18 protein-coding genes, 2 tRNA genes, 1 pseudogene and 1 riboswitch are annotated in these 21,480 nt (G+C 41.0%); of the genes and pseudogenes, 10 read left to right on the top strand and 11 right to left on the bottom strand.

Annotation, left to right across the window (positions count from 1 at the left end; all coding sequences use genetic code 11):
• A complete protein-coding gene (locus ACINWC141_RS16675; RefSeq protein ID WP_009393131.1) occupies positions 1–675 on the bottom strand; it encodes an HAD-IA family hydrolase in 675 nt (224 codons plus the stop codon).
• Positions 672–1,604, bottom strand: coding sequence for an RluA family pseudouridine synthase (locus ACINWC141_RS16670; RefSeq protein WP_009392985.1), 933 nt, complete (start codon positions 1,602–1,604; stop codon positions 672–674). Before ACINWC141_RS16670 ends, ACINWC141_RS16675 begins: the two co-directional genes overlap by 4 nt.
• 721 nt (positions 1,605–2,325) lie before the next feature.
• Between ACINWC141_RS16670 and ACINWC141_RS16665 the strand changes: the two genes are divergently transcribed.
• From ACINWC141_RS16665 to ACINWC141_RS16650, 4 genes are all read left to right on the top strand, one after another.
• Positions 2,326–5,673: an Rne/Rng family ribonuclease gene (locus tag ACINWC141_RS16665; RefSeq protein ID WP_009393258.1), complete on the top strand. Its 3,348-nt coding sequence runs from the start codon at positions 2,326–2,328 to the stop codon at positions 5,671–5,673.
• Between the two features lie 191 nt (positions 5,674–5,864).
• Positions 5,865–7,706: a long-chain-acyl-CoA synthetase gene (locus ACINWC141_RS16660; RefSeq protein ID WP_009393080.1), complete on the top strand. Its 1,842-nt coding sequence runs from the start codon at positions 5,865–5,867 to the stop codon at positions 7,704–7,706.
• A 120-nt stretch (positions 7,707–7,826) separates the two neighbouring features.
• A tRNA-Lys gene (locus tag ACINWC141_RS16655) sits at positions 7,827–7,902 on the top strand.
• Between the two features lie 22 nt (positions 7,903–7,924).
• Positions 7,925–8,000: transfer RNA gene (locus ACINWC141_RS16650), tRNA-Lys, on the top strand.
• A gap of 63 nt (positions 8,001–8,063) precedes the next feature.
• Here the strand turns inward: ACINWC141_RS16650 and ACINWC141_RS16645 are convergent.
• Positions 8,064–8,960, bottom strand: coding sequence for a LysR family transcriptional regulator (locus ACINWC141_RS16645; protein WP_009392977.1), 897 nt, complete (start codon positions 8,958–8,960; stop codon positions 8,064–8,066).
• A gap of 112 nt (positions 8,961–9,072) precedes the next feature.
• On the opposite strand from ACINWC141_RS16645, the gene ACINWC141_RS16640 reads away from it, so the two are divergent.
• Positions 9,073–9,828: an SDR family oxidoreductase gene (locus ACINWC141_RS16640; RefSeq protein WP_009393139.1), complete on the top strand. Its 756-nt coding sequence runs from the start codon at positions 9,073–9,075 to the stop codon at positions 9,826–9,828.
• A 45-nt stretch (positions 9,829–9,873) separates the two neighbouring features.
• On the opposite strand, the gene hemW is transcribed toward ACINWC141_RS16640, so the two are convergent.
• Positions 9,874–11,028 (bottom strand): radical SAM family heme chaperone HemW, encoded by a 1,155-nt coding sequence (hemW, locus tag ACINWC141_RS16635; RefSeq protein WP_009393085.1) that lies wholly within the window; start codon positions 11,026–11,028, stop codon positions 9,874–9,876.
• 116 nt (positions 11,029–11,144) lie between these two features.
• Here hemW and ACINWC141_RS16630 point away from each other — a divergent pair, with 116 nt between their 5' ends.
• Both ACINWC141_RS16630 and abeM read left to right on the top strand, forming a co-directional pair.
• Positions 11,145–11,606 carry a DMT family transporter gene (locus ACINWC141_RS16630; protein WP_009393027.1) on the top strand — a complete coding sequence of 154 codons (462 nt, stop codon included), beginning with the start codon at positions 11,145–11,147 and terminating at the stop codon, positions 11,604–11,606.
• Positions 11,607–11,639: 33 nt separating this feature from the next.
• Positions 11,640–12,986, top strand: coding sequence for a multidrug efflux MATE transporter AbeM (gene abeM, locus ACINWC141_RS16625; protein ID WP_034678983.1), 1,347 nt, complete (start codon positions 11,640–11,642; stop codon positions 12,984–12,986).
• Positions 12,987–13,019: 33 nt separating this feature from the next.
• On the opposite strand, the gene ACINWC141_RS16620 is transcribed toward abeM, so the two are convergent.
• Both ACINWC141_RS16620 and ACINWC141_RS16615 read right to left on the bottom strand, forming a co-directional pair.
• Positions 13,020–14,270 (bottom strand): acyl-CoA dehydrogenase family protein, encoded by a 1,251-nt coding sequence (locus tag ACINWC141_RS16620; RefSeq protein WP_009393008.1) that lies wholly within the window; start codon positions 14,268–14,270, stop codon positions 13,020–13,022.
• 32 nt (positions 14,271–14,302) lie between these two features.
• Entirely contained in the window at positions 14,303–15,550 is a 1,248-nt protein-coding gene (locus ACINWC141_RS16615) for an SfnB family sulfur acquisition oxidoreductase (protein ID WP_009393009.1), read from the bottom strand.
• A gap of 257 nt (positions 15,551–15,807) precedes the next feature.
• On the opposite strand from ACINWC141_RS16615, the gene ACINWC141_RS16610 reads away from it, so the two are divergent.
• From ACINWC141_RS16610 to ACINWC141_RS16600, 3 genes are all read left to right on the top strand, one after another.
• Entirely contained in the window at positions 15,808–17,106 is a 1,299-nt protein-coding gene (locus tag ACINWC141_RS16610) for an ABC1 kinase family protein (RefSeq protein ID WP_009392982.1), read from the top strand.
• 100 nt (positions 17,107–17,206) lie between these two features.
• A complete protein-coding gene (locus ACINWC141_RS16605) occupies positions 17,207–17,461 on the top strand; it encodes a type B 50S ribosomal protein L31 (protein ID WP_003654672.1) in 255 nt (84 codons plus the stop codon).
• 251 nt (positions 17,462–17,712) lie between these two features.
• Complete coding sequence (locus ACINWC141_RS16600) at positions 17,713–18,045, top strand: HopJ type III effector protein (RefSeq protein WP_002114866.1); 333 nt, start codon at positions 17,713–17,715, stop codon at positions 18,043–18,045.
• A gap of 177 nt (positions 18,046–18,222) precedes the next feature.
• Here ACINWC141_RS16600 and ACINWC141_RS19900 read toward each other — a convergent pair.
• From ACINWC141_RS19900 to ACINWC141_RS16580, 5 genes and pseudogenes are all read right to left on the bottom strand, one after another.
• A pseudogene (locus ACINWC141_RS19900) lies at positions 18,223–18,351 on the bottom strand (hypothetical protein).
• 166 nt (positions 18,352–18,517) lie between these two features.
• Positions 18,518–18,898, bottom strand: coding sequence for a fluoride efflux transporter CrcB (gene crcB / locus ACINWC141_RS16595; RefSeq protein WP_005045024.1), 381 nt, complete (start codon positions 18,896–18,898; stop codon positions 18,518–18,520).
• A 125-nt stretch (positions 18,899–19,023) separates the two neighbouring features.
• A riboswitch (Fluoride riboswitch) is annotated at positions 19,024–19,090 on the bottom strand.
• Positions 19,091–19,134: 44 nt separating this feature from the next.
• Positions 19,135–19,545 carry a GFA family protein gene (locus ACINWC141_RS16590; protein WP_009393039.1) on the bottom strand — a complete coding sequence of 137 codons (411 nt, stop codon included), beginning with the start codon at positions 19,543–19,545 and terminating at the stop codon, positions 19,135–19,137.
• A gap of 77 nt (positions 19,546–19,622) precedes the next feature.
• A complete protein-coding gene (locus ACINWC141_RS16585) occupies positions 19,623–20,828 on the bottom strand; it encodes a TIGR03862 family flavoprotein (protein WP_009393108.1) in 1,206 nt (401 codons plus the stop codon).
• Positions 20,818–21,456, bottom strand: a complete 639-nt coding sequence (locus tag ACINWC141_RS16580; RefSeq protein ID WP_081400198.1) for a class I SAM-dependent methyltransferase — start codon at positions 21,454–21,456, stop codon at positions 20,818–20,820. Before ACINWC141_RS16580 ends, ACINWC141_RS16585 begins: the two co-directional genes overlap by 11 nt.
• Between the last annotated feature and the right edge of the window lie 24 nt (positions 21,457–21,480).

Here is a 21,480-nt window from a genome sequence, read left to right as displayed (position 1 = left end):
TTACGCTAAATCTACAGCAGGTAACTGAGCATAACCTTTTAAAAAGTGATGAAGCTCTTGAACATCTTTAGCAATTGTTAAAGGTTTGAATTGTTGTAGCACTTCAACCGAATGAACCCCATAACCCACACCAATACGTGGCATATCTAACCGCTGAGCCATCTCAAGGTCATAGCTACTATCACCAATCATTACCGCACGTTCAACACTTACGCCAGTGACTGTTAAGATTTCTTGTAACATGAGCGGATCTGGTTTCGATCTGGTTTCATTGGCTGCTCGAGTCACATCAAAAAGATGAGTACTCTGTGTTTTTGCGATTACACGATCTAGCCCACGACGGTTTTTACCCGTTGCGACTGCAAGTTTTAAACCTTGCGCTTTTAAATCATGTAGTAGCTCAGCAACACCATCGAACCATGCATCATTTGTAGAGTTTGCAATATAGTGATCGCCATACGCCTTTAAAATTGAATCATGTAACTCAGGCGCTTCTGGAAATAGGGTTTGCATAACTTCGGGCAAACCTAAACCAATAATGCTTTTTGCTGCTTCATCGGTTAAAGGCAATTCATGTTGTTCTGCGGCATGTTGCAAGCTAGCAACAATCTGTCCAACAGAGTTATATAAAGTCCCATCCCAGTCAAAAATAACTAATTCGGTTTTTAGACTCATTTTGCCACTCTCAAAGCCTTTAATAACTGGGTCATGTCTTCTGGTAACGGCGCTTCAATCGGTGGATAGCCCGGAATATCTAAACGCATTGCGTGTAAACATAAACGACGTGCTTCAGGGCCAGAGTACTCGGTCGTGTGTCCATATTTATCATCACCAATCAAAGGGTGTCCAATGCTTAAACCATGCACACGAATCTGATGAGTACGACCAGACAAAGGCGACGCATGGACCAATGTCGCATTTTTAAAGCGCTCTGCTACCACCCATTCGGTTTTACTTGGTTTGCCATCTTTAGTCACACGTACACGACGCTCGCCATTTGCCAGCTCATATCGTAATAAAGGCGCATCAATTAGCTGTTTGTCTAGGCTCACTTGGCCTTTAACAATTGCAGCATAGGTTTTACGGATTTTGTGCTCACGCAACATATCTTGTAGTTGTTTTAAGGTGCTACGTTTTTTACTAATCATGACCAGACCTGAAGTATCCCGGTCAATACGATGAATAAGTTCTAAATATTTTTTGCCTGTTGCTGCGCGTAGTGCCTCAATCAAACCGTATGCCATACCACTGCCACCATGGACAGCAATACCTGAAGGTTTATTAACAACTAATAACCCTTCATCTTCATAGACCACACGGCTTAATAAGCCTTGTGCTACACTATCACTGACGGGAGCGGCTGTTTCATCTTTTTGTTCGTAACGAATTGGAGCAACACGAATCTGATCGCCAATCTCAAGTTTAGTCTCTGCTTTAACACGTTTTTTATTTACTCGAACCTGACTTTCACGAATCAAACGATAAATACGACTTTTAGGTACACCTTTTAAACGCGAGAACAGGAAATTATCAATTCGTTGTCCTGCTTGATGTTCATCCACCTCAAACCAAGTGACACTTTGCCATTGCTGTGTAGAATTCATACTAATATTTAAACCTGAAATTTTGCTAAATTTGATTAATAAATGACCGTTTAGCTTAGTTTTTTCACAAGAAATCTAAGCTTAGCCCATAGGCAGATGCTGCAAGGTTTGATATAGTCAGCGCACGGATACCGCCGTAAGTGAACATCTAATAGGGAATTTCCCTGATTGAAACCTCAATCAAAATGATGCTTTCACCATCAGCTCGGATAGGTCCTAAAGAATTATGCCGACGCCGAAGGCTTATTATATCGGCAAAATGACAAACTGTTGCGTTTAATTCAGTTTGTTCAAAAAAATATGTTACCAACTCTAGTTGGTTATGGAACGTAAACTGATACACATCAGACAAATCGCTCCTTAATGTTGCCTTCAGGCTAAAGCGTTGATGCATTGGAACTGCCGAAAGCACCGATACGATGAACATTCCGTATCAAACTTCTAAAAGGAAGTCACTTCGCGCACAATGACAGTGAAAGTCATTAACCAATGCACCGCTCACCCGCCAGTGAAGCACTAAGGAAGTCTGATTTAAAGGTTGAAGCAGTATTGCCTACATCACAGACGAGAATCGAAGTTAAGGCTAAATGTAGCCGGTAACAGATGACTCAGACCACAAATATTTTGAGATCTGGGAAATGATCCGTCATGTTCGATGTTCGTTCAGAACCTTTAAGTTTGTGCGATATGTTTGTGTGGGTCACTATTAGGTGTCACACCCATGAAACGTATGTTGATTAATGCAACTCACGCAGAAGAAGTCCGCGTTGCACTTATCACTGGTAATCGTCTTTACGATTTTGATTTAGAAAATCGTACCCGAGAACAGAAAAAATCCAATATCTATAAAGGCCATGTAACCCGCGTAGAACCTTCTTTAGAAGCTGTGTTTGTTGAATATGGCGCAGGCCGTCAAGGCTTCTTGTCTATGCGTGAAATTGCGAATAGTTATTTCCAAGCAGACCCGCGACAAACTTCAAACATTCGTGAACTCATCACTGAAGGTACTGAATTACTTGTTCAGGTTGAAAAAGAAGAACGTGGTAATAAAGGCGCTGCCCTTTCTACATTCATCTCACTTGCTGGACGTTATTTGGTTCTTATGCCAAACAACCCGAAAGGTGGCGGTATCAGTCGTCAAATTTCAGGTTCTGTACGTGAAGAATTAAAAGAAATTTTAGCTTCTTTAAATTTACCTCGTGGCATGAGTGTTATTGTGCGTACCGCAGGTATTGGCCGTACTCAAGAAGAATTACAGTTAGATTTACAGCATTTGCTTGACCTCTGGGCACAAATCCAAGGCACTGCAAGTTCTGGTCCATCTCCAATGCTTGTTCACCAAGAAGCTGGTGTAGTGACTCGTGCTATCCGCGATTACTTACGTGATGACGTTGCAGAAATTTTAATTGATAGCGAACAAGCCTATAACGAAGCGTATAACTTTGTTAAAGCAGTTATGCCACGTCAATTAGACAAACTTAAAACTTATACTTTAAACGAGCCTTTGTTTGCTCATTTTGGTATTGAAAGCCAAATTCAAACTGCTTACGAGCGTGAAGTAAAACTTCCTTCTGGTGGTTCAATCGTAATTGACCAGACTGAAGCTTTAGTTTCAATCGATATTAACTCTGCGAAATCGACTCGTGGACATGACGTTGAAGAAACTGCGCTTAATACAAACCTAGAAGCAGCAGAAGAAATTGCTCGCCAACTTCGTCTTCGTGACATTGGCGGTTTAGTTGTTATCGACTTCATCGATATGACTAAAGAACGCAACCAACGTATGGTTGAAGCAAAACTTCGTGAAGCAACACAAAGCGACCGTGCACGCATTCAGTTTGGCCAACTCTCTCGTTTTGGCTTAATGGAAATGAGCCGTCAACGCTTACGCCCATCACTTGAAGAAGCAACTGGATATGTTTGCCCACGCTGTCATGGCACAGGCATGGTTCGTGACTTACGTTCACTTTCGCTTTCAATTATGCGTAAAGTAGAAGAAATTGCACTTCGTGAACGTCATGGTGAAGTACAAGTAGAAGTTCCTGTTGAAATTGCAGCGTTCTTACTCAATGAAAAACGACACAGCCTTGTTTACTTAGAGCAAACTTCTAGTGTTCGTGTGACTATTTTACCTCACCCACACTTAGAAACACCTCACTATGAAATTCAGTACAATCCAGATGGATTTGCACCATCTAGCTACGAACGTACTGAAGCAACTCGTTCAAGTGAGAAAGAGTTAGGTTATGAATCTTCTGAATGGCATTTAGAAGAAGCAGATCATGGCCATACTCATGCAGCTCCTGCTGCAAACACTGCCGGACAAAAGAAAGTAAATCAATCAGCTCAACCTTCTGCTGCTCAATCAAGCACTCAAAAAGCGGCAAGTCCTTGTGCATGGTTAGAGAACCTTTTTGTTCAAAAACAAGCTAAAACTGTTGATCAATCTCGCTCGGCACAAAATGCTGCTGCTACAATTGAACAAATGGTGAATACGGGCGCTGTAAGCCGTGGCCAGTTTGGACAAGTCGTAGTACCAGCAGTTGCTGAAGTTGTTTCGGCTCCATCTAACAATGCTTATATTTCACAATCTCCTGCTAAACAGGAAGTTCGTGAGAATGTTGAAAAAGACGACAATAAAGTACAACAACGTCCAAACAACAAAAAACGTAAGCACAAAGAGCAACGTGAACAACATCACCATGCTCAAGAGCCACAACAACAGCAACCGCAACAACCACAACAGGTTCATGAAGAAGTTGTACAATTATCACGTCAAGAACAACGTGAGTTAAAACGTCAACAAAAGCGTCAGCACCCAGATCAGCCACATCCACAACATCAAAATGATGGACAACAAACTGAAAATGCTGTGCCGCGCCGTGACCGTAATAATCAACGTCCGAACCGTCCAAATCGCCACCGCGATCCAAGCGTATTAAATGAAAATCAAAATGCGCCGGCACCAGTAGTGGTTGATGAGAAACAAATTAAGGTTGATTTGATTGATGCTCCAAAGCATGAAGTCATGAATACAGCCTTAGTGATCAATGTTGATCAGGCACAAAGCGAAATTATTGCTTTAACTCCTGACCAACCTGTTGAGCGCACTGAAACAGCACCTGTTGTTGAAGTCGCTCAAGAGTCAGCTCCAGCCCCTGTTGCTGTTGTAGAAGAGACGGTAGCTGCTGAAACAGAAGAAACTACTCCTCCTCCAGCAGACAACAAAAATCAACCGCAAATTCAACGTGCGAGTAATGACCCTCGTATGCGTCGCCGTGAACAACGCAACGCAAAACGTGCTAAAGCTGCGGTACCATCTATTGCCCCATCGCAAATTCCAACTTTGGCGCAATATACGATTGGTAGCTTGATTCGTCATGTTTATGGTGAGGACTGTACAGTATTGATTGAACAGTTTGGCTTAGTCCCAACATTTAATCGTGCATTGCAGAAATTTGTTGAACAGTATGCAAGTACTCTCGTAACCGAAGTCGCGTCTGATGATGAAGACAAGAAACCTGTTACTCGTGATGCAGAGCTTCCAAGCAACAAGCCATCACAAGAAGCAGAGCCTGCGCCTGTACTTCCATTGACGCCACAAAAAGAGCAAACACCGCGTGTTGCTAATGATCCACGTGAGCGTCGTCGTTTAGCAAAACTTGCTGCTGAACAAGCTTTTGAGCAAGTTAAACAACAACACTCTGCACCAGAAGAAGCTGCTCCTGTAGCTCCAGCTGTTGAAGAAACTGTTGTTGCCCCAGCTGCAGAAACGCAAGCACCTGTTGAGTCAAAACAACAACCGCTTGAGCTTGATCAGGTGAGTGAAGTAGCGCAAAGTGAAACAAGCGAAAAAACACCAGCTGAAACTGTGGTTGAAGCTCCGGTTGTGAAACAACCGAAAGCATCGGCAAGAGCTAAAGCAGCCGCAGAACAAGCTGTAGCACCAACAGAAACTACTGCTGAGGTTGAATCAGAAGATTCTAAGGCGGATCTGGACAAACCAAATCGCCCACCTCGTCGTCCTCGTGGTCGTCCACCAAAGAAAGCAAATCCTGTAGCTGAGTAAATCATTTGCTCAATTGCAACTAATTTAAACAAACCTAGTCATTTCGATGACTAGGTTTTTTTTGTTATTTTTAACCAATTAGGTTGATTGCACTAGAAGAAAAGTTTTAAAAGCATGGTGAACCATGAAAAATACTGTACTTTTGCCAACGCAACCTTTTTTGGATTGATCGAAAAATAAATAGGATTGATATGAGCCAGACAACACAGACCGATATCATTACGCTTGGTGATGTTGCCACAAGACTTCCTAGCTTCATCCCCAAAGTGCCCCATATCCTGAATGGTCTTAAACAGGCTTACTTAAGAACAGCAAATACACCAACGGGATTAGGTGTCGCTTTTGAAAAAGCTGTTAAGCGAAATCCGCAAGGCATTGCATTATTATTTGAAGATCAAAGTTACTCATACGAAGCTTTAAACGAATGGGCTAACCAGATTTCTCATTACTATCTCTCTCTCGGCGCACGTAAAGGTGACGTGATTGCGGTAATGGTGGAGAACCGTTCTGAACTCATTGCCACAATTGTAGGCTTAGCTAAAATTGGGGTAACTATTGCGCTTGTTAATACCTCTCAAGTAGGTAAGGTCCTCGCTCATAGCATCAATCTTGTAAAACCAATTGCCGTAATTGCGGGTGAAGAAGTTCGAGCTGTAATTGATGAAATTCGTCAGGACTTAAATGTTCCTACAGACCGTTTCCATTGGTTTGCAGATCAGGCAACACGTCAAGATGCGGGAACCGCGCCTCAAGGTTATGCCAATCTTGCAATAGAAATTGATCAATTTCCAAAATTTAACCCATCGACTACGCAATCTGTTCATGGCAATGATGGCCTGTTTTATATTTATACTTCGGGCACAACAGGCTTACCAAAGGCTGTTATTTTCAAACATAGTCGCTGGACGCTCGCATATGGCACCTATGGTCACATTTTAAACCTTGGTCCAGCTGATGTGATGTATGTCACTTTACCGCTGTACCACGCAACGGGTGTCGTCGTGTGCTGGTGTGGGGTGATTGCAGGAAGTTCTACCCTTGCAATTCGACGTAAATATTCAACCAGCGCGTTCTGGAAAGATGTTCAGAAATTTAATGCCTCTGCAATTGGCTATGTAGGAGAGCTTTGCCGTTACTTAATGGATGCTCCTCCTACAGAAATTGACCGTGCCCACCGCGTAACCAAAATGATCGGTAATGGCATGCGTCCAAACATCTGGGATAAGTTCAAACAACGTTTTGGTGTCCAAGAGGTTCTTGAGCTTTATGCATCAAGTGAAGGCAATGTTGGCTTTAGTAATATTTTTAACTTTGACAACACGGTAGGCTTCTCTCCTACGCCCTATGCCATTATTGAGTTTGATAAAGAGAAAAACGAACCTGTACGCGATAAAAAGGGTTGGTGTAAAAAAGTTAAGGCAGGTGAAATCGGTTTGCTAGTCGGTAAAATTACCAGTCGCTCACCTTTTGATGGCTATACAGACCCAGAAAAGAATAAATCTGTGATTATGAAAGATGTCTTTAAAAAAGGTGACTCATATTTCAACACAGGTGATCTTGTTCGTAATATTGGTTTCCGTCATGCCCAATTTGTTGACCGCTTAGGAGATACCTTCCGCTGGAAAGGCGAAAATGTATCTACTACTGAAGTTGAGAACATGGTTTGTGAGTATGACAAGATCGCTGAAGCAGTGGTTTATGGTGTAGAAATTCCAAATACGAATGGTCGTGCTGGTATGGCAGCAATCACACTTGCTGATGGTGCTGAGTTAAATGACGCTGATTTAACAGAAATGGTCACTATATTTAAAAAATGCCTACCTACTTACGCAGTACCTGTGTTTTTACGTGTACAAGCTAAGGTTGAAACAACAGGTACTTTTAAATATCAAAAGAATAAATTGAAGGAAGATGCGTTTAATCCAGGCAAAACTTCTGAACGTTTACTCGCTTTATTACCTGGTGCAAACAGTTATTGTGACGTCACAACTGAAATTTTTGACAATATTCAGGCATATAAATACCGTTTTTAGTTCATTTTTTAACTAAACAAGAGGAAATCGTGCTTTTTATAGGCAATCATGCAAATGTTTTTGAATTACCTCTTGTGTTAGTTGAATAACTTGCTAAAATACGCGACATCAAAACGATACGGGTCGTTAGCTCAGTTGGTAGAGCAGCGGACTTTTAATCCGTTGGTCCCGCGTTCGAGTCGCGGACGACCCACCACTTATCTGTTTTGAACCTATTTGGGTCGTTAGCTCAGTTGGTAGAGCAGCGGACTTTTAATCCGTTGGTCCCGCGTTCGAGTCGCGGACGACCCACCAAATTCTAAAAAGCCTCTCACTGCGAGAGGCTTTTTTTATTGTTATCGTATTTTAGTTTTATGACTAAAAGATGACGATGCATTTCTTATATAAAACTTCTTTAACCCAGTTCATAAAGATTTCTAAACGTTTAGGAATATAACTTCGGTTCGGATACAAAATATTAAGTGGCAATGATTGAGCAGTATATGCGCTTAGCACTTCAACCAAAATTCCTTGCTCAATTTTATCCTGAACATCGTAGTATGGAAGTTGAATAATCCCCAAACCTGCACAAGCAGCTGCAATATAGGCTTCTGTATTATTTATACTTAAAGCACTATCCATCATCACTGTTCCATCTTGATATAAAAATATGCCCTGTTTTTCCCCTACGGCTCCTGCGTAGTTAATAAGCTTGTGCTGAGATAGGTCTTCTAATTGTTCAGGAATACCATATTGTTCTAAATAATGAGGACTTGCACAGTTCACCATAATCAAGTTGCCAACAAACTTCGCGATCAAACTACTATTATCTAGCTGCCCTACCCGAACAACGCAATCAATTCCTTTTTCGATCAAGTCAGTGATGTCATCTGAGCTATTCAGTTGTAAATGGATATCTGGATAGCGATTATAAAAATCGGGAAGTTCAGGAATAATCACTTGATGCACGATTCGGCTGGGCATTGAAACTTTTAGCGTGCCACGGTAATGCTGCTTTTGCGCCTGTATAAGTTGTTCGAGCTGTTCATAGTCAAATAATAGATTTTGACATTCGGGCAATATTCTTTGTCCATCTTGGGTAAGACTGACTTTACGGGTAGTACGATGAAATAAGCGTACTCCATAGTGAGTTTCAAGTTGCTGAATTGCACTCGTCACCGTCGAACGGGGTAAATCAAGCTGATTTGCCACTTCACTAAAGCTTTGTCGTTTAGCGACTTCTGTGAAAATAAAGAATTGCTGCAACCGATCCATTTAATTGTTCGTATTTTCTGAATAGTTAAACCAAACTAGCACAATTGATCAAAAATTACCGCCAATCTAGACTAAAAACACATTAGAACAAGTCATCATAGGAACAACCATCATGGCAATTCATACTCTGAAAGATAAAGTTGTACTGATTACAGGCGGTGCAAAAAACTTAGGTGGACTCATTAGCCGTAAATTTGCAGAACAAGGCGCAAAAATCGCAATTCACTACAATAGTTCTGAAACTCAAGCTGATGCCGAGCAGACACTCGCAGAGGTAACAGCATTCGGTGTAGACGCCGTTTTAATTCAGGCAGACTTAACGGATATTGATAATATTGAAAAGCTCTTCTTAGACACGAAGCAGCATTTTGGCGGAATTGATATTGCCATTAATACGGTTGGAAAGGTTTTGAAAAAATCCTTTTTGGAAACTACAGAACAAGAGTTTGATAGCATGAGCGATATCAACTCAAAAATTGCCTATTTCTTTATTCAGTCGGCAGGTCGTCATTTAAATGACGGCGGAAAAATCTGTTCAATCGTTACCTCTCTTCTTGCAGCTTACACTGGACTCTATTCAACCTATGAAGGCTTAAAAGCGCCTGTTGAACATTACACCCGCGCTGCATCAAAAGAATTTGGTGATCGTCAGATTTCTGTGACTGCTGTTGCGCCAGGTCCTATGGATACACCATTCTTTTATGGACAGGAATCTGCCGAGGCAGTGGCTTACCATAAATCAGCTTCAGCTTTAGGTGGATTAACCAAAATTGAAGATATCGAACCTTTAGTTCGCTTTTTGGTGACCGACGGATGGTGGATTACCGGTCAAACAATATTTGCAAATGGCGGCTACACCACTCGTTAAAATCAAAAAAGCCGCATCTACTGATGCGGCTTTTGTTTTATTTAATTATAAAAATTCTTCAAGCACTGAGTTTAAGAAAATATGCCCCTGCTCAGTACAAGCCAAACGAGAAACATCGTCTACCAGTAGCTTTCTTGCTCGTAGCGAAGTGAGTACATCATTTAAGTGATCTAAGTTTAAGCCTGTACGCTGCTCATATAGTTCAGCTTTTACCCCGTCATTTAAACGTAAAGCATTCATCATAAACTCAAAAGGTAGCTCTTCTGCCTCTATCTTTTTCATTTGTAAATGTTCGGCCGGAACTTTAGCTAAATAGTCTTTTGGCAAACGGGTTTTTTGGAAACGATACACCCCATCTGGTCGCGTCACTTTGCCATGTGCACCTGCACCAATTGCAAGATAATCACCAAATTCCCAATAATTTAAATTATGTGCTGAAGGCAGCTCTTTACGCCATGCCGAAACTTCATAATTTATAAAACCATTTGCCTTAAGATATGCTTCACCCTGCTCTTGAATATCTTCAAGCATTTCATCTTGTGGTAGAACGGGTTGAGTACGGAAAAAAACGGTATTCGGTTCAATAGTAAGTTGATACCAACTGATATGTGTCGCGCCACTTTCTACAGCAAGCTTGAGATCATAAAGTGCCTGCTCTAGCGTTTGCTCAGGCAAACCATGCATTAAGTCTACATTCACTCGCTTAAAGCCAGCCTGCTTTGCTTGTTGAATCGCTTCAATTGCATTGTTTGCAGAATGAATACGTCCAAGCTTTTGCAAATGATCAGTATCAAAGCTCTGAACACCTATCGATAAGCGGTTAATGCCAGCCTCTAAATACCCTGCAAATGGGTCATGCTCTACCGTTCCCGGATTTGCCTCTAAGGTAATTTCGCAGCTGTCTTCAAACTGAAGTAATGATTTAAGTTCTGCAAATAACCATACATAACCCTGTGCCGAAATGAGTGAAGGTGTCCCCCCACCAATAAACACACTGTGAATCGAACGTCCCTGTGCCATTTCTATTTGAGTTTTAAAGTCGGCGACCAACGCGTTTAAATAAGTTTGTTCGAGCTCTGAAGAAAGTGCTCCGTCTGGTACCGCATGCGAGTTAAAGTCACAATATGGACATTTACGCACGCACCAAGGCATGTGGATATATAAAGATAAAGGGATAGAAGCAGGGTTTAATACGGCCAAGGAGCAGGTCCAATTTACACAATATTTCTATTTTAACATGACTGCATCAATGGGCTTATGAAAACATACCTTAATTGCTTTAGACTGAATTTAAACATTCTTAAATACTGATAAAAATGATGAAATTCTCTAGCCAACTTTTCCTGTTTTTACCCTTAGCTATGGGAATCGGTGTTGCCATGGCTTTTCAAACTGCAATTAATGCTCAGCTGCGCGAGCAATTACACTCACCTTTGCAGGCAGCTTTATTATCATTTTTCATAGGTACTATTGTTTTAGCGGTTATGGTTTTCTTTCAAAGTGCCGAGAAGCCCACTTTAGGTGAAATAACGAATATTCCATGGCTTCTTTGGACAGGAGGTTTTCTTGGGGTTTATGCAATCAGCATGAGCATTTATACTGCACCTAAGCTTGGTTTTTTAACCTTTACAGGGCTAGTCGTTTTTGGGCAAATCGTTATTTCTATGTTACTTGATCATTTTGGTTGGTTGGGCACAGAAAAGACACCTGTTACATGGCAACGGTTTCTTGGTGGAGTCATCATCTTTGTCGGTGTGGTACTCACTTTGCAGCGTTAGCTTCATTTTTTATATTTAAAAAGAGTACCTTTTGTGTCGAATGTCACATCTTTTCGGTCTGAATTAAAACAACTCTTCCACTTAATGCTTCCGATTTTAATTACCCAATTTGCTCAAGCAGGATTCGGGTTAATTGACACTATTATGGCTGGGCATTTATCTGCAACCGATTTAGCTGCCATTGCAGTAGGGGTCGGTTTATGGATTCCAGTCATGCTCCTGTTCAGCGGCATTATGATTGCAACAACACCTTTGGTAGCCGAAGCAAAGGGTGCAAGAAATACGGACCAAATTCCAGTGATTGTCCGTCAGTCATTATGGGTCGCCATCATTTTAGGTGTAATGGCGATGCTCATTTTGCAGCTTATGCCATTTTTCTTGCATGTGTTTGGCGTACCTGAAAGCTTACGACCTAAAGCAAGCTTGTTCTTGCATGCAATTGGCTTGGGTATGCCAGCTGTGACTATGTACGCAGCTTTACGTGGCTATTCAGAAGCATTAGGTCATCCACGCCCTGTAACAGCTATTAGCATGTTAGCTTTAGTTGTGTTGATCCCTCTTAACATGATTTTTATGCATGGATTTGGGCCAATACCTGCACTAGGTAGCGCAGGCTGTGGTTTTGCGACCTCAATTTTACAATGGCTAATGCTCATTACATTAGCAGGCTATATTTATAAAGCTTCGGCTTATCGAAATACGTCTATTTTTGGCCGATTTGATAAAATTAACCTGACTTGGGTTAAAAGAATTTTACAGCTTGGTCTGCCAATCGGTTTAGCTGTGTTCTTTGAAGTCAGTATTTTTAGTACAGGTGCGCTGGTTCTTAGCCCACTCGGTGAGGTTTTTATAGCTGCACACCAAGTCGCAATTTCCGTTACCTCTGTGCTGTTTATGATTCCGCTTTCACTAGCCATTGCCTTGACCATTCGAGTAGGTACTTATTATGGTGAAAAGAACTGGGCGGCAATGTATCAGGTGCAAAAGATTGGTCTCAGCACAGCAATATTTTTTGCCATATTAACCATGACTTTTATTGCCCTAGGCCGTGCGCAAATTGTATCAATTTATACTCAAGACTTAACCGTAGTTCCTGTTGCGATGTATTTACTCTGGTTTGCCATGGCTTATCAGTTAATGGATGCATTGCAAGTGAGTGCCGCAGGTTGTTTAAGAGGTATGCAGGATACCCAAGCACCGATGTGGATTACACTCATGGCGTACTGGGTGATTGCTTTTCCTATTGGGCTTTATTTAGCGCGTTATACCCATTGGGGCGTGGCTGGTGTATGGTTAGGCTTGATTATTGGTTTAAGCATTGCCTGTGTATTATTACTTTCACGGCTTTATTTAAATACCAAACGTTTAAGCAAAACCTAATAAAAAAGCCGATTATTCATCGGCTTTTTTATTTTATGCAGACTTGGCCCGCGGGCTTGCTCCAATTTGCCAGACAAAAGGCAAATCTGTCCGGTTCACTTCCCAATCTCCAATCACCTTTTCTTTATAGATGAGTGGATTATGTGAAGACACCGTTCGCGCATTACGCCAGAAACGGTCGAGTTGTTTGACCTGACTACTTGCTGATGCACCTAAAGCATTAAATAACTGGCTGGTTAAATCCAGTACCAAATTAGAAATCACCACCTGCCCTTGTGCTGACTCAAGCTCTGCATCTACATTAAACTGATGTTCTTTTACCTCTAACTCGCTAAAGTGACTTTCATAAGCCTTTTGTAATGCTTCTGCTGTTTTAATCGTAATTGCTAAACTTGCATAGGCTTGAGCAGAGGCTTTACCCACCACCTGTAAAACTTGTGGGTCGTGACGAACAAGGTCACCATTACCATGACTAAAAATACGCTTTCGCTCACGTATTTCTTGGCTAAAAGTTTCGACCGCGGCATGTGCAATCCCTGTTAGGGTTGCAAGGTGGACAACTTGATAAAAAGCGGTCTGATATTTAAAACGTTGGTCAAATGGAATAAGGTGCGAAGCTGGCAAATGAACCTGATGTACTTTTAAAGTGCCACTACCTGTTGTCTTTTGTCCAAAGCCATCCCAATCATCAATCACACTTACACCTGTTTCATGACGATAAATTGCAGCAATCACATGGCGGTCATTCACTTCATCGTAAGCAAATAAATCGATCCAGTCAGCAAAAATACTTCCTGTCGAATAGTACTTTTCACCATTCACCACTAAGTTACCCGAAGCATCTTTGGTGACTCGCGTAATGACATCACCAATCTGTACATTTCCGACTTCTGTCCATGCATTCCCAACTAAATCACCTTGTACAAAGCGCTGAAACCAAACCTCTTGCGAATGTTCTCTATGGGCAACTAAGCGGTCTTCAACAAAAGCAAAGTGTCCACGCAATGCTTGCACAATATTCGAATCTGCTTGGGCTAACTCTGCTAACAGCTGGAACAGTTGCGGCAATGACACCCCATCTCCACCATATTTAACCGGAACACGTACCGCACCTAATTTCAGTTCTTTTAACCACTGAATCGGTTCAAAAGGTAAAATCCGCTCTTTTTCTCGTTGAATTGCGCCTTGGGCAATTTTTTCAAAAACTGGACGAAATCTACTTGCTACCTTTTCATAGTCGGCACCGACAGACAGTTCTTCTAATTCAATTTGGGTAATCGTCATCTTTATTCTCCTAATCTTATTTTTTCTTCAATTTAACTCCATGCATGGCGAGGTGGATGGATGCCATTAAGGTAATAATTACCAACAATGTGATATTTCCAGCGCACAGGATCATGCAAGGTGTGGGTACGCGCATTTCGCCAATGGCGGTCTAGATTAAGCTCAGACAAAGTAGATCGCGTTCCCGACAATTCAAAAAGCTTATTCGCTGCTAAAATCGCAACTTCTGTAGTAAGTACTTTTGCTTCAGCAACTAGTAATGTGGCTTGGTTTACATGCTCTTCTGTCGTATCTGCAATCGCTTGATCAATCGCATCTCCGGCCAAATCTAATACCGCTTCTGCTGCACGAAGTTTTATTTTTAAATCACCAATGTTTGCAATCGTATAGGGATCATCGCTCGCTTTCTCCAGACCTGAATCAACCCATGCACGGCTATGATTTTTGACATAGTGGATTGTTTCTTCAATTGCACCACGTGCAATACCAGCATCGACAGCAGCTTGAATAAATTGTGAAATTGCACCTGCCGGTGTAGGACGTTCGAAAGCCTGATAAATCGGAACTAAATACTCTTCACGTACTGGAACTTGATTAAGTTCAACAGTGCCACTGGCCGTAGTTCGTTGCCCAAAACCAGACCAGTCATTAATAATATTAACTCCTGAGGTCTCCCGAGGAACGAGTGCTGCATAAGGCTGACCTTGTTCATTCACCGCCACAATCGGAATCCAATGAGCAAGCAAGGCACCGGTTGCAAAGAATTTCTTGCCATTAATTTCATAACCGTGCTCGGTCTTTCTCAGTGTTGTAGTGAGATCTGCAACTGTTTTGCTATGTTTTTCTGAAAAGGCATTTCCAAAACGGATTCCTCTCAGCACTAAATTAAAAAAGAATTGTTGTTGTTCAGGTTTCGCATCAAGGCGTAAATGCTCAATAAAAGCTAAATGGTTTTGGGGAAGCTGTGCAAGAGATGGGTCAACACTCGCAATTGTTTTAATAACCTCAGCCAAGGTTCGATATTTAACTTGTGCACCACCAAATTGCTTAGGAACCGTAATGGCCCATAAGCCACTTTGCGAGAACTGTTGAATTTCATTTAAAGGTAAACGGCGCTCTCTGTCCCGCTCCGATGCCTCTTGTGCAAACTCTTGGGCAAGTTGTTTGGCAATCTCAATTGCTTCTTCATCAGAACGAATAATATGCGCGTCTTTTGACTGCTCAAACACAGATAAAGGAACCGCTTGAGACCGCCCATGGGCCGAATTTAAACTTGTCATAACTTTTGTTATCTCTATTTTTATTTAACTTGCCATTCACATTAGCACCAAAAAAACAGAGACTTTATAGATATTAAAGCTTTGTTTATGAAATGGATTTTCACAAGCTTTTCATATTTTTTACTATAAAAATAACATTTTGTTTTTTGAAAATTTTCTTACATCACATAAACAATTTCATATAGGCTTTTTAAGCTTTGTCACCTATGATCAAAACTAGGCAATATTATGTTGTAGTCAATTGAGGTATCGAAGATATGGCAAAGAATGCAAGTTCACCCGGCAAACGATTTATGAAACTTGCAGGAATGACCGCGAGCATTGCAACGAAAACCGTTTCTAACTCGATTCGAAACTTGACCGCAGATGAAGAACAAAAGCTAGCTTCAAAAACTAAGCTATTTCAGGATATTGGTTTGCAAATTGCCGACACCTTAGGAGAAATGAAAGGTGCCGTCATGAAAGTCGGGCAAATCGCATCGCAATATAAAGATATTTTTCCACCCGAAGTCGCTAAAGCAATTTCAAAGTTACAACGCCAAGCCCCAGCCATGCCTTTTGCTGCTATTCAGCAACAAGTTGAACGTGAGCTTGGAAAACCACTCAATGTTGCCTTTAAATCCTTTGATCAAGAACCTTTTGCTGCTGCTTCAATTGGACAAGTTCACAAAGCTACTCTACCTAGTGGTGAACAAGTCGTCGTGAAAGTGCAATATCCGGGTGTTGATGAAGCCTGTGAAAGTGATTTAAAACAAGTACGTTTAGCGCTTCGTTTAATGGGCGTGCTTAAAATTGATAAAAAGCTACAAGATCAGCTTTTTGAAGAAATTCAAGATAGCCTGTCAGCAGAGCTCAATTATGAAATTGAAGCTCAAAATCTTGAAGTTTTTAAAACCTTTCATAGCCAGTTAGATGACAAAATTATCATCCCGACCGTTTATAAAGATTACTCTTCAAGACGTATTTTGACCTTGAGCCTTGAACAAGGTGACAGCATTGAAACTGCTAGCGCTTGGCCTCTGGAAATTCGAAATACCATTGGACGCCGCTTGATCCGTGCTTTAGGCCAGGAAATGTTCTTTTTAAAACGTTTTCACTGTGACCCTCACCCAGGTAACTTTGCCTTCCGCCAAGATGGCAGTGTCATTATTTATGACTATGGCAGTGTTAAAACGCTTTCAAATGAACTCGTGCAGCACTTTAAAATTTTGGTAAATGCAGCTCGCCATGAAAATATTGATCTGATTGAAACAGAGTTACTTGAACTGCACTCTCTTGCCGAAAAAGGCAAATTCCCAAGTGACTTGTATAAACTCTGGATTGAAGTTTTATTGCGCCCACTTGATACTACTTATGATTTTGCCGAGAACTCATCACATCATGATGGCATGTTACTTGTGAAAAAATCTTTGAAGTATTGGGATGTCTTTAAACCATCGCCAGATACGCTCATGGTCAATAGAACCATTTCAGGGCATTACTGGAACCTGATTCATTTAAAAGTACATGATAACCTCAGTGATTTATTTGAAGAGCTAGTTCCGCCTTCTCACTAACTTAATTTACTTATCTATGTAGCCTGTTAGGGTTACATTGACTTTTTAATTGTTATGTTATAACATTTCTTTAATCAAAAATAATTTAGGACAATCTCTCATGCGTAAAGATATTCATCCTGCTTATCAACAAGTGTTATTTCATGATACCAATGCAGATGTGTACTTCTTAATTGGCAGTACTCTCCAGACGAAACAAACCAAAGAATATCAAGGACAGGTCTATCCTTATGTCACTCTTGATATTTCGAGTGCGTCACATCCTTTCTACACAGGCGAAGTACGTCAAGCCAGTAATGAAGGTCGTGTGGCAAGCTTTAATAAACGCTTCGCTCGCTTTAATCGTAAGAGTTAATCTTACGTTAAGATTTGACCCATACACTTAAATCATTGGAAGCCTAAGACTATCTCCTCCACTTAGGCTTCTTTTTTTATGTGTATTTTTTCGATCTTTTTAAGTTGTGTATAAAAGAGAACTTATCCACAAGTTGTATAAAAACTCTTCTGAGTTTTCCCCATAACTCTTCAATTTTTATAATGACCAAGCTTCCAAAGTGCCTATTCGATGCTATGCTTAAGCCCTCATTTGTTAGGAAGTTTAAGATAATGGCACAAGAGTTACTTGCCCAATTACAAGCAGGCACAGCAAAATTTTCAGACGTTTTAGCTCATATTGAAGCACGTTACCAACATACTCCAACAGCTTTTCAAAATGGCGCACAGCATAACGCTGCGACTGAAAATCAAGGCAGTGCAAAAGTTTTCTCTTTTGCCAAGTTACAAGGTTTAGACCAAGCACAAACTTTAAGTTTATTTGCAGAACACTACGCATCTGTATTGGCTACCCCTGAGGGCACTGACCATCAAAATATTCGTCAGTTTATGCAAAATGGTTGGGATGGTGTGAAGTTTGAAGGTCAGGCTTTAACTGAAAAATAATAAGTGCTAGTAAGTAATGTCTTAAATTAGAAGATTGTCACAATAGAGTTTTTTCAGTGACGTACTATATCTAGATTAGCCTTCGACTCGTCCTACTTTTCTTTTGGGAAAAGTAGGCAAAACCTGAGCTGCGACTAAAGCAGCGCAAGATCAACAGAACCTGTTATCTGTTTGCACTTATCCAATATGTTGCAAAAACAAAATATAGCTAATTTCAGTCAGGCTGTTGATGACTTTAACGCGTATCAAATCCCAAAATAAATCCTATGTTTTTAATTCGTCATTTACTATCGTGACAAGCGGCATGGATGCCGCTGTTTTGCTGTGCTATATGGATGTAGCCTCAGCGACACAAAAGATTTTTGCTTACTTTTGACCTTTCAAAAGTAAGGTATGCCTATACAAATGGTGCTGGAGAATATCTTAAAACCGAGGCTGTGCATTATATGTCACGCCTTCAACATCTGAATAATCAGTTGCCCGCTACCCAATAATAAGTCGCCAATCCCAAACACGTAAAAATTAACGATCCAATTAAATGGATGGAAATTCCTAACATCGCCATTCCCAATTTGCCACTTTGTAATAAAGTCACAATCTCAATCGAGAACGTTGAAAAGGTAGTTAAAGCACCACAGAAACCCGTAATCACAAAAAGCTTATAGTTCGGACTTAAATCACTTTGGGCAAAATAAGCAATTGCAAAACCAATAATAAAACCACCGACTAAATTAACGGTAACCGTACCAAGTGGAATTTGCGGATAAATCGGATTGAGTTTTAAACCTAAAAACCAACGTAACCATGCCCCGAGAACTGAACCTAAAGCAATTGAAAGTAAAGAATAATACATAAGAACACCCCTTTAGATAGATGCTAAAAGAGTAAAAAAGAATGAAGCATAACGTGACATGGCGTACTCCAAAAAATAAGCAAAGTACGCAAAAACCTACGTACCCAGCGATATAAATACATGAGGGTAACGTAGGCATCATTAGCCAATAGGGCAGTTTTTCAAGGGAAGAATGCCATCTCCCTGTTTTAAGTATATTAGATCATCTTGAATTTAATTTAAACATACTTTTTAAATCATGGACGTTCATCGTATTGCGGTAAATCGTCACAAATGCTTTCCCACTCTGCTTTTGAAGCAGCAAAAATATGCATCGTTGGTTTTTGGGCAAGTGGTGTATCAAGTGTGCCAATTCTTAAACGATATAATTCAGGCTGTGCATCACGCGAGCTAATTAAAGGTGAACCACATTCACTACAGAACCAACGGTACACACCCTCCACAGCAAATTTTTTGACTAGGTCTTCACCTTGAGTAATTTTAAAATCTGCACTTTTAACTGGAGCATTTGTGGCAAATGCTGTTCCATTGGCTTTCCGGCATCGTTGGCAGTGGCATTGAATAATATCTCCGATATCGCCTGTAATTTCATAGCGAATACCCTGACATAAACAACTTCCCTGGTAGACTGGTGATGCTTGAGACATGTTCTCATAGTTCCTATTATTATTGATCGCTCAAAAATAACACTTTTCATATATCAAACATAGCGCCAAATTAGTTCTTATTTTTCTAAAAATGAATGTACACCTTCACCAGCTGCTCGCCCTGTGGCAAAGCATGCCGTAAGCAAATAACCGCCTGTAGGCGCATCCCAATCCAGCATTTCACCACAGCAAAAAACACCTGAGTTTTGTTTAAGCTCTAAGCTTTCAGTTAATACATCTTGCTTAACACCACCAGCACAGCTAATTGCTTCCTCAATAGGTCTAAAGCCATCTAACTTAATTTGAAGTGCTTTAATATGCTGAGCCATAACCTCTGGTTGGCTCCATAGTGCTTTATCAACGACTTCTCTAATTAAGTTAATTTTAGCCGTATCTAAACCTGCTTTACGCCAGATATTAGTCAGAGACTGTTTTTTTCCACCCTGCAATTTTTTAATTAACTGAGACAACTCTACATCGGGCAATAAATCTAAAAATAGATTTAAGCTTTTCCCTTGTTTTTGTTGTTCTCTTAAAGCTCGTCCAAGTTTATAAATGACACCACTTTCTAAACCATAGTGAGTAATCACAATATCGCCATGAGTAACTTGGTTAGGCTTAACCCACGCATTGATACGCTTTAAAGGTTCACCAAAACAGCTTTCCATAAAAGAGGACCACGCGTGCAATACCCCTGCATTGCTTGGTTGGAAAGGCTCAATATTAGATTGATCAACCCATTGCTGCCATGCGCCATCACTCCCTAGTTGTGACCAAGACACCGCACCGCAGGCCAATACAACTGCATCGTATTGCCGGGTAAAAGTTTCAGTGCTTTGATTATTCTGGTTTTCCAAAGTCACCGAAGTACCTTGCAAATCAATACAACGATGACGATAAAAGAATTTAACTTGTTGCTCTGCCAAACGGTTTAGCCAAGCACGCAGCAAAGGAGCTGCTTTCATTTCGACAGGGAAAATACGACCTGAGGTGCCCACATAAGATTCAATTCCCAGACTTTTCATCCAGCTTTGAATCCAGACTGCATCCCATTTTTCAACCCACGGTTTGAGCCATTCTGCATGATCATAACGTTCAATGAACTGTGCTAAAGGTTCAGCATGTGAGATATTTAAGCCCGTTTTGCCCGCCATCAAAAACTTGCGTGCCGCTGAAGGTTTTTGTTCATAGACATCAATATCATAAGCGTATTGGCTTAGTACCTCAGCAGCCATAAGACCTGCTGGGCCTGCTCCAATAATGGCAACCCGCTTATTCGCCATGTGTTTGCCCTTGCAATGGCGCGAACCCATCAAATCGAGTTTGATAACCTTCAGGCTTGGTCATAATGAGCTGCTGACAAAGCTCACCACGTTCTAAATACTTAATTTCAAAATGGGTACGTGCAGAGGTTTGAGCAATTTTTTCTTTTTGGTAAGGCAGCTTCCATACATTTAATAACTGCTGCTCTGCCTCTTCAATATAGTCGGGAATATTACTTGCCAGAGTAATGGTTCCACCTGTTTGCAGACGCGAGATTAAGAACTCAAAAAATGGCATATTCAACCAGCGCTGTGCTGGATTATGTGGTTCTGGATTTGGGTAGAGAATAAAGAAATGTTCAATTTGAGCGGGGTGCAAAGCATGCACTACCCAAGGTAAAGCATCCGCATGTACAGGGACCAAGTTCTCTCTTGGTTCCAGACCATGCTGTTTTTGCATTGCCAAGAATTTTTCTCGGGTTCGTTCAATTGCATACAACGTGTGCTGTGGCTGTTGCCCACTAAAAAGCAAAGCATGTTTGCCCTTGCCTGCTCCAATTTCTACACAAATCGGGGTATTTTCAATTGGAATAAAATCACGAGGCGCTTGCATACGTTGTGCTTGAAATTGACGAATCGGCATAATCACATCAAACTAAATAAAAATCGGCAT

This window comes from Acinetobacter sp. WC-141, from assembly GCF_000313935.1.
Classification (GTDB): Bacteria; Pseudomonadota; Gammaproteobacteria; order Pseudomonadales; family Moraxellaceae; genus Acinetobacter.
The sequence above is the reverse complement of the archived record's forward strand: the minus strand, read 5'-3'. Positions and strand labels throughout refer to the sequence as shown.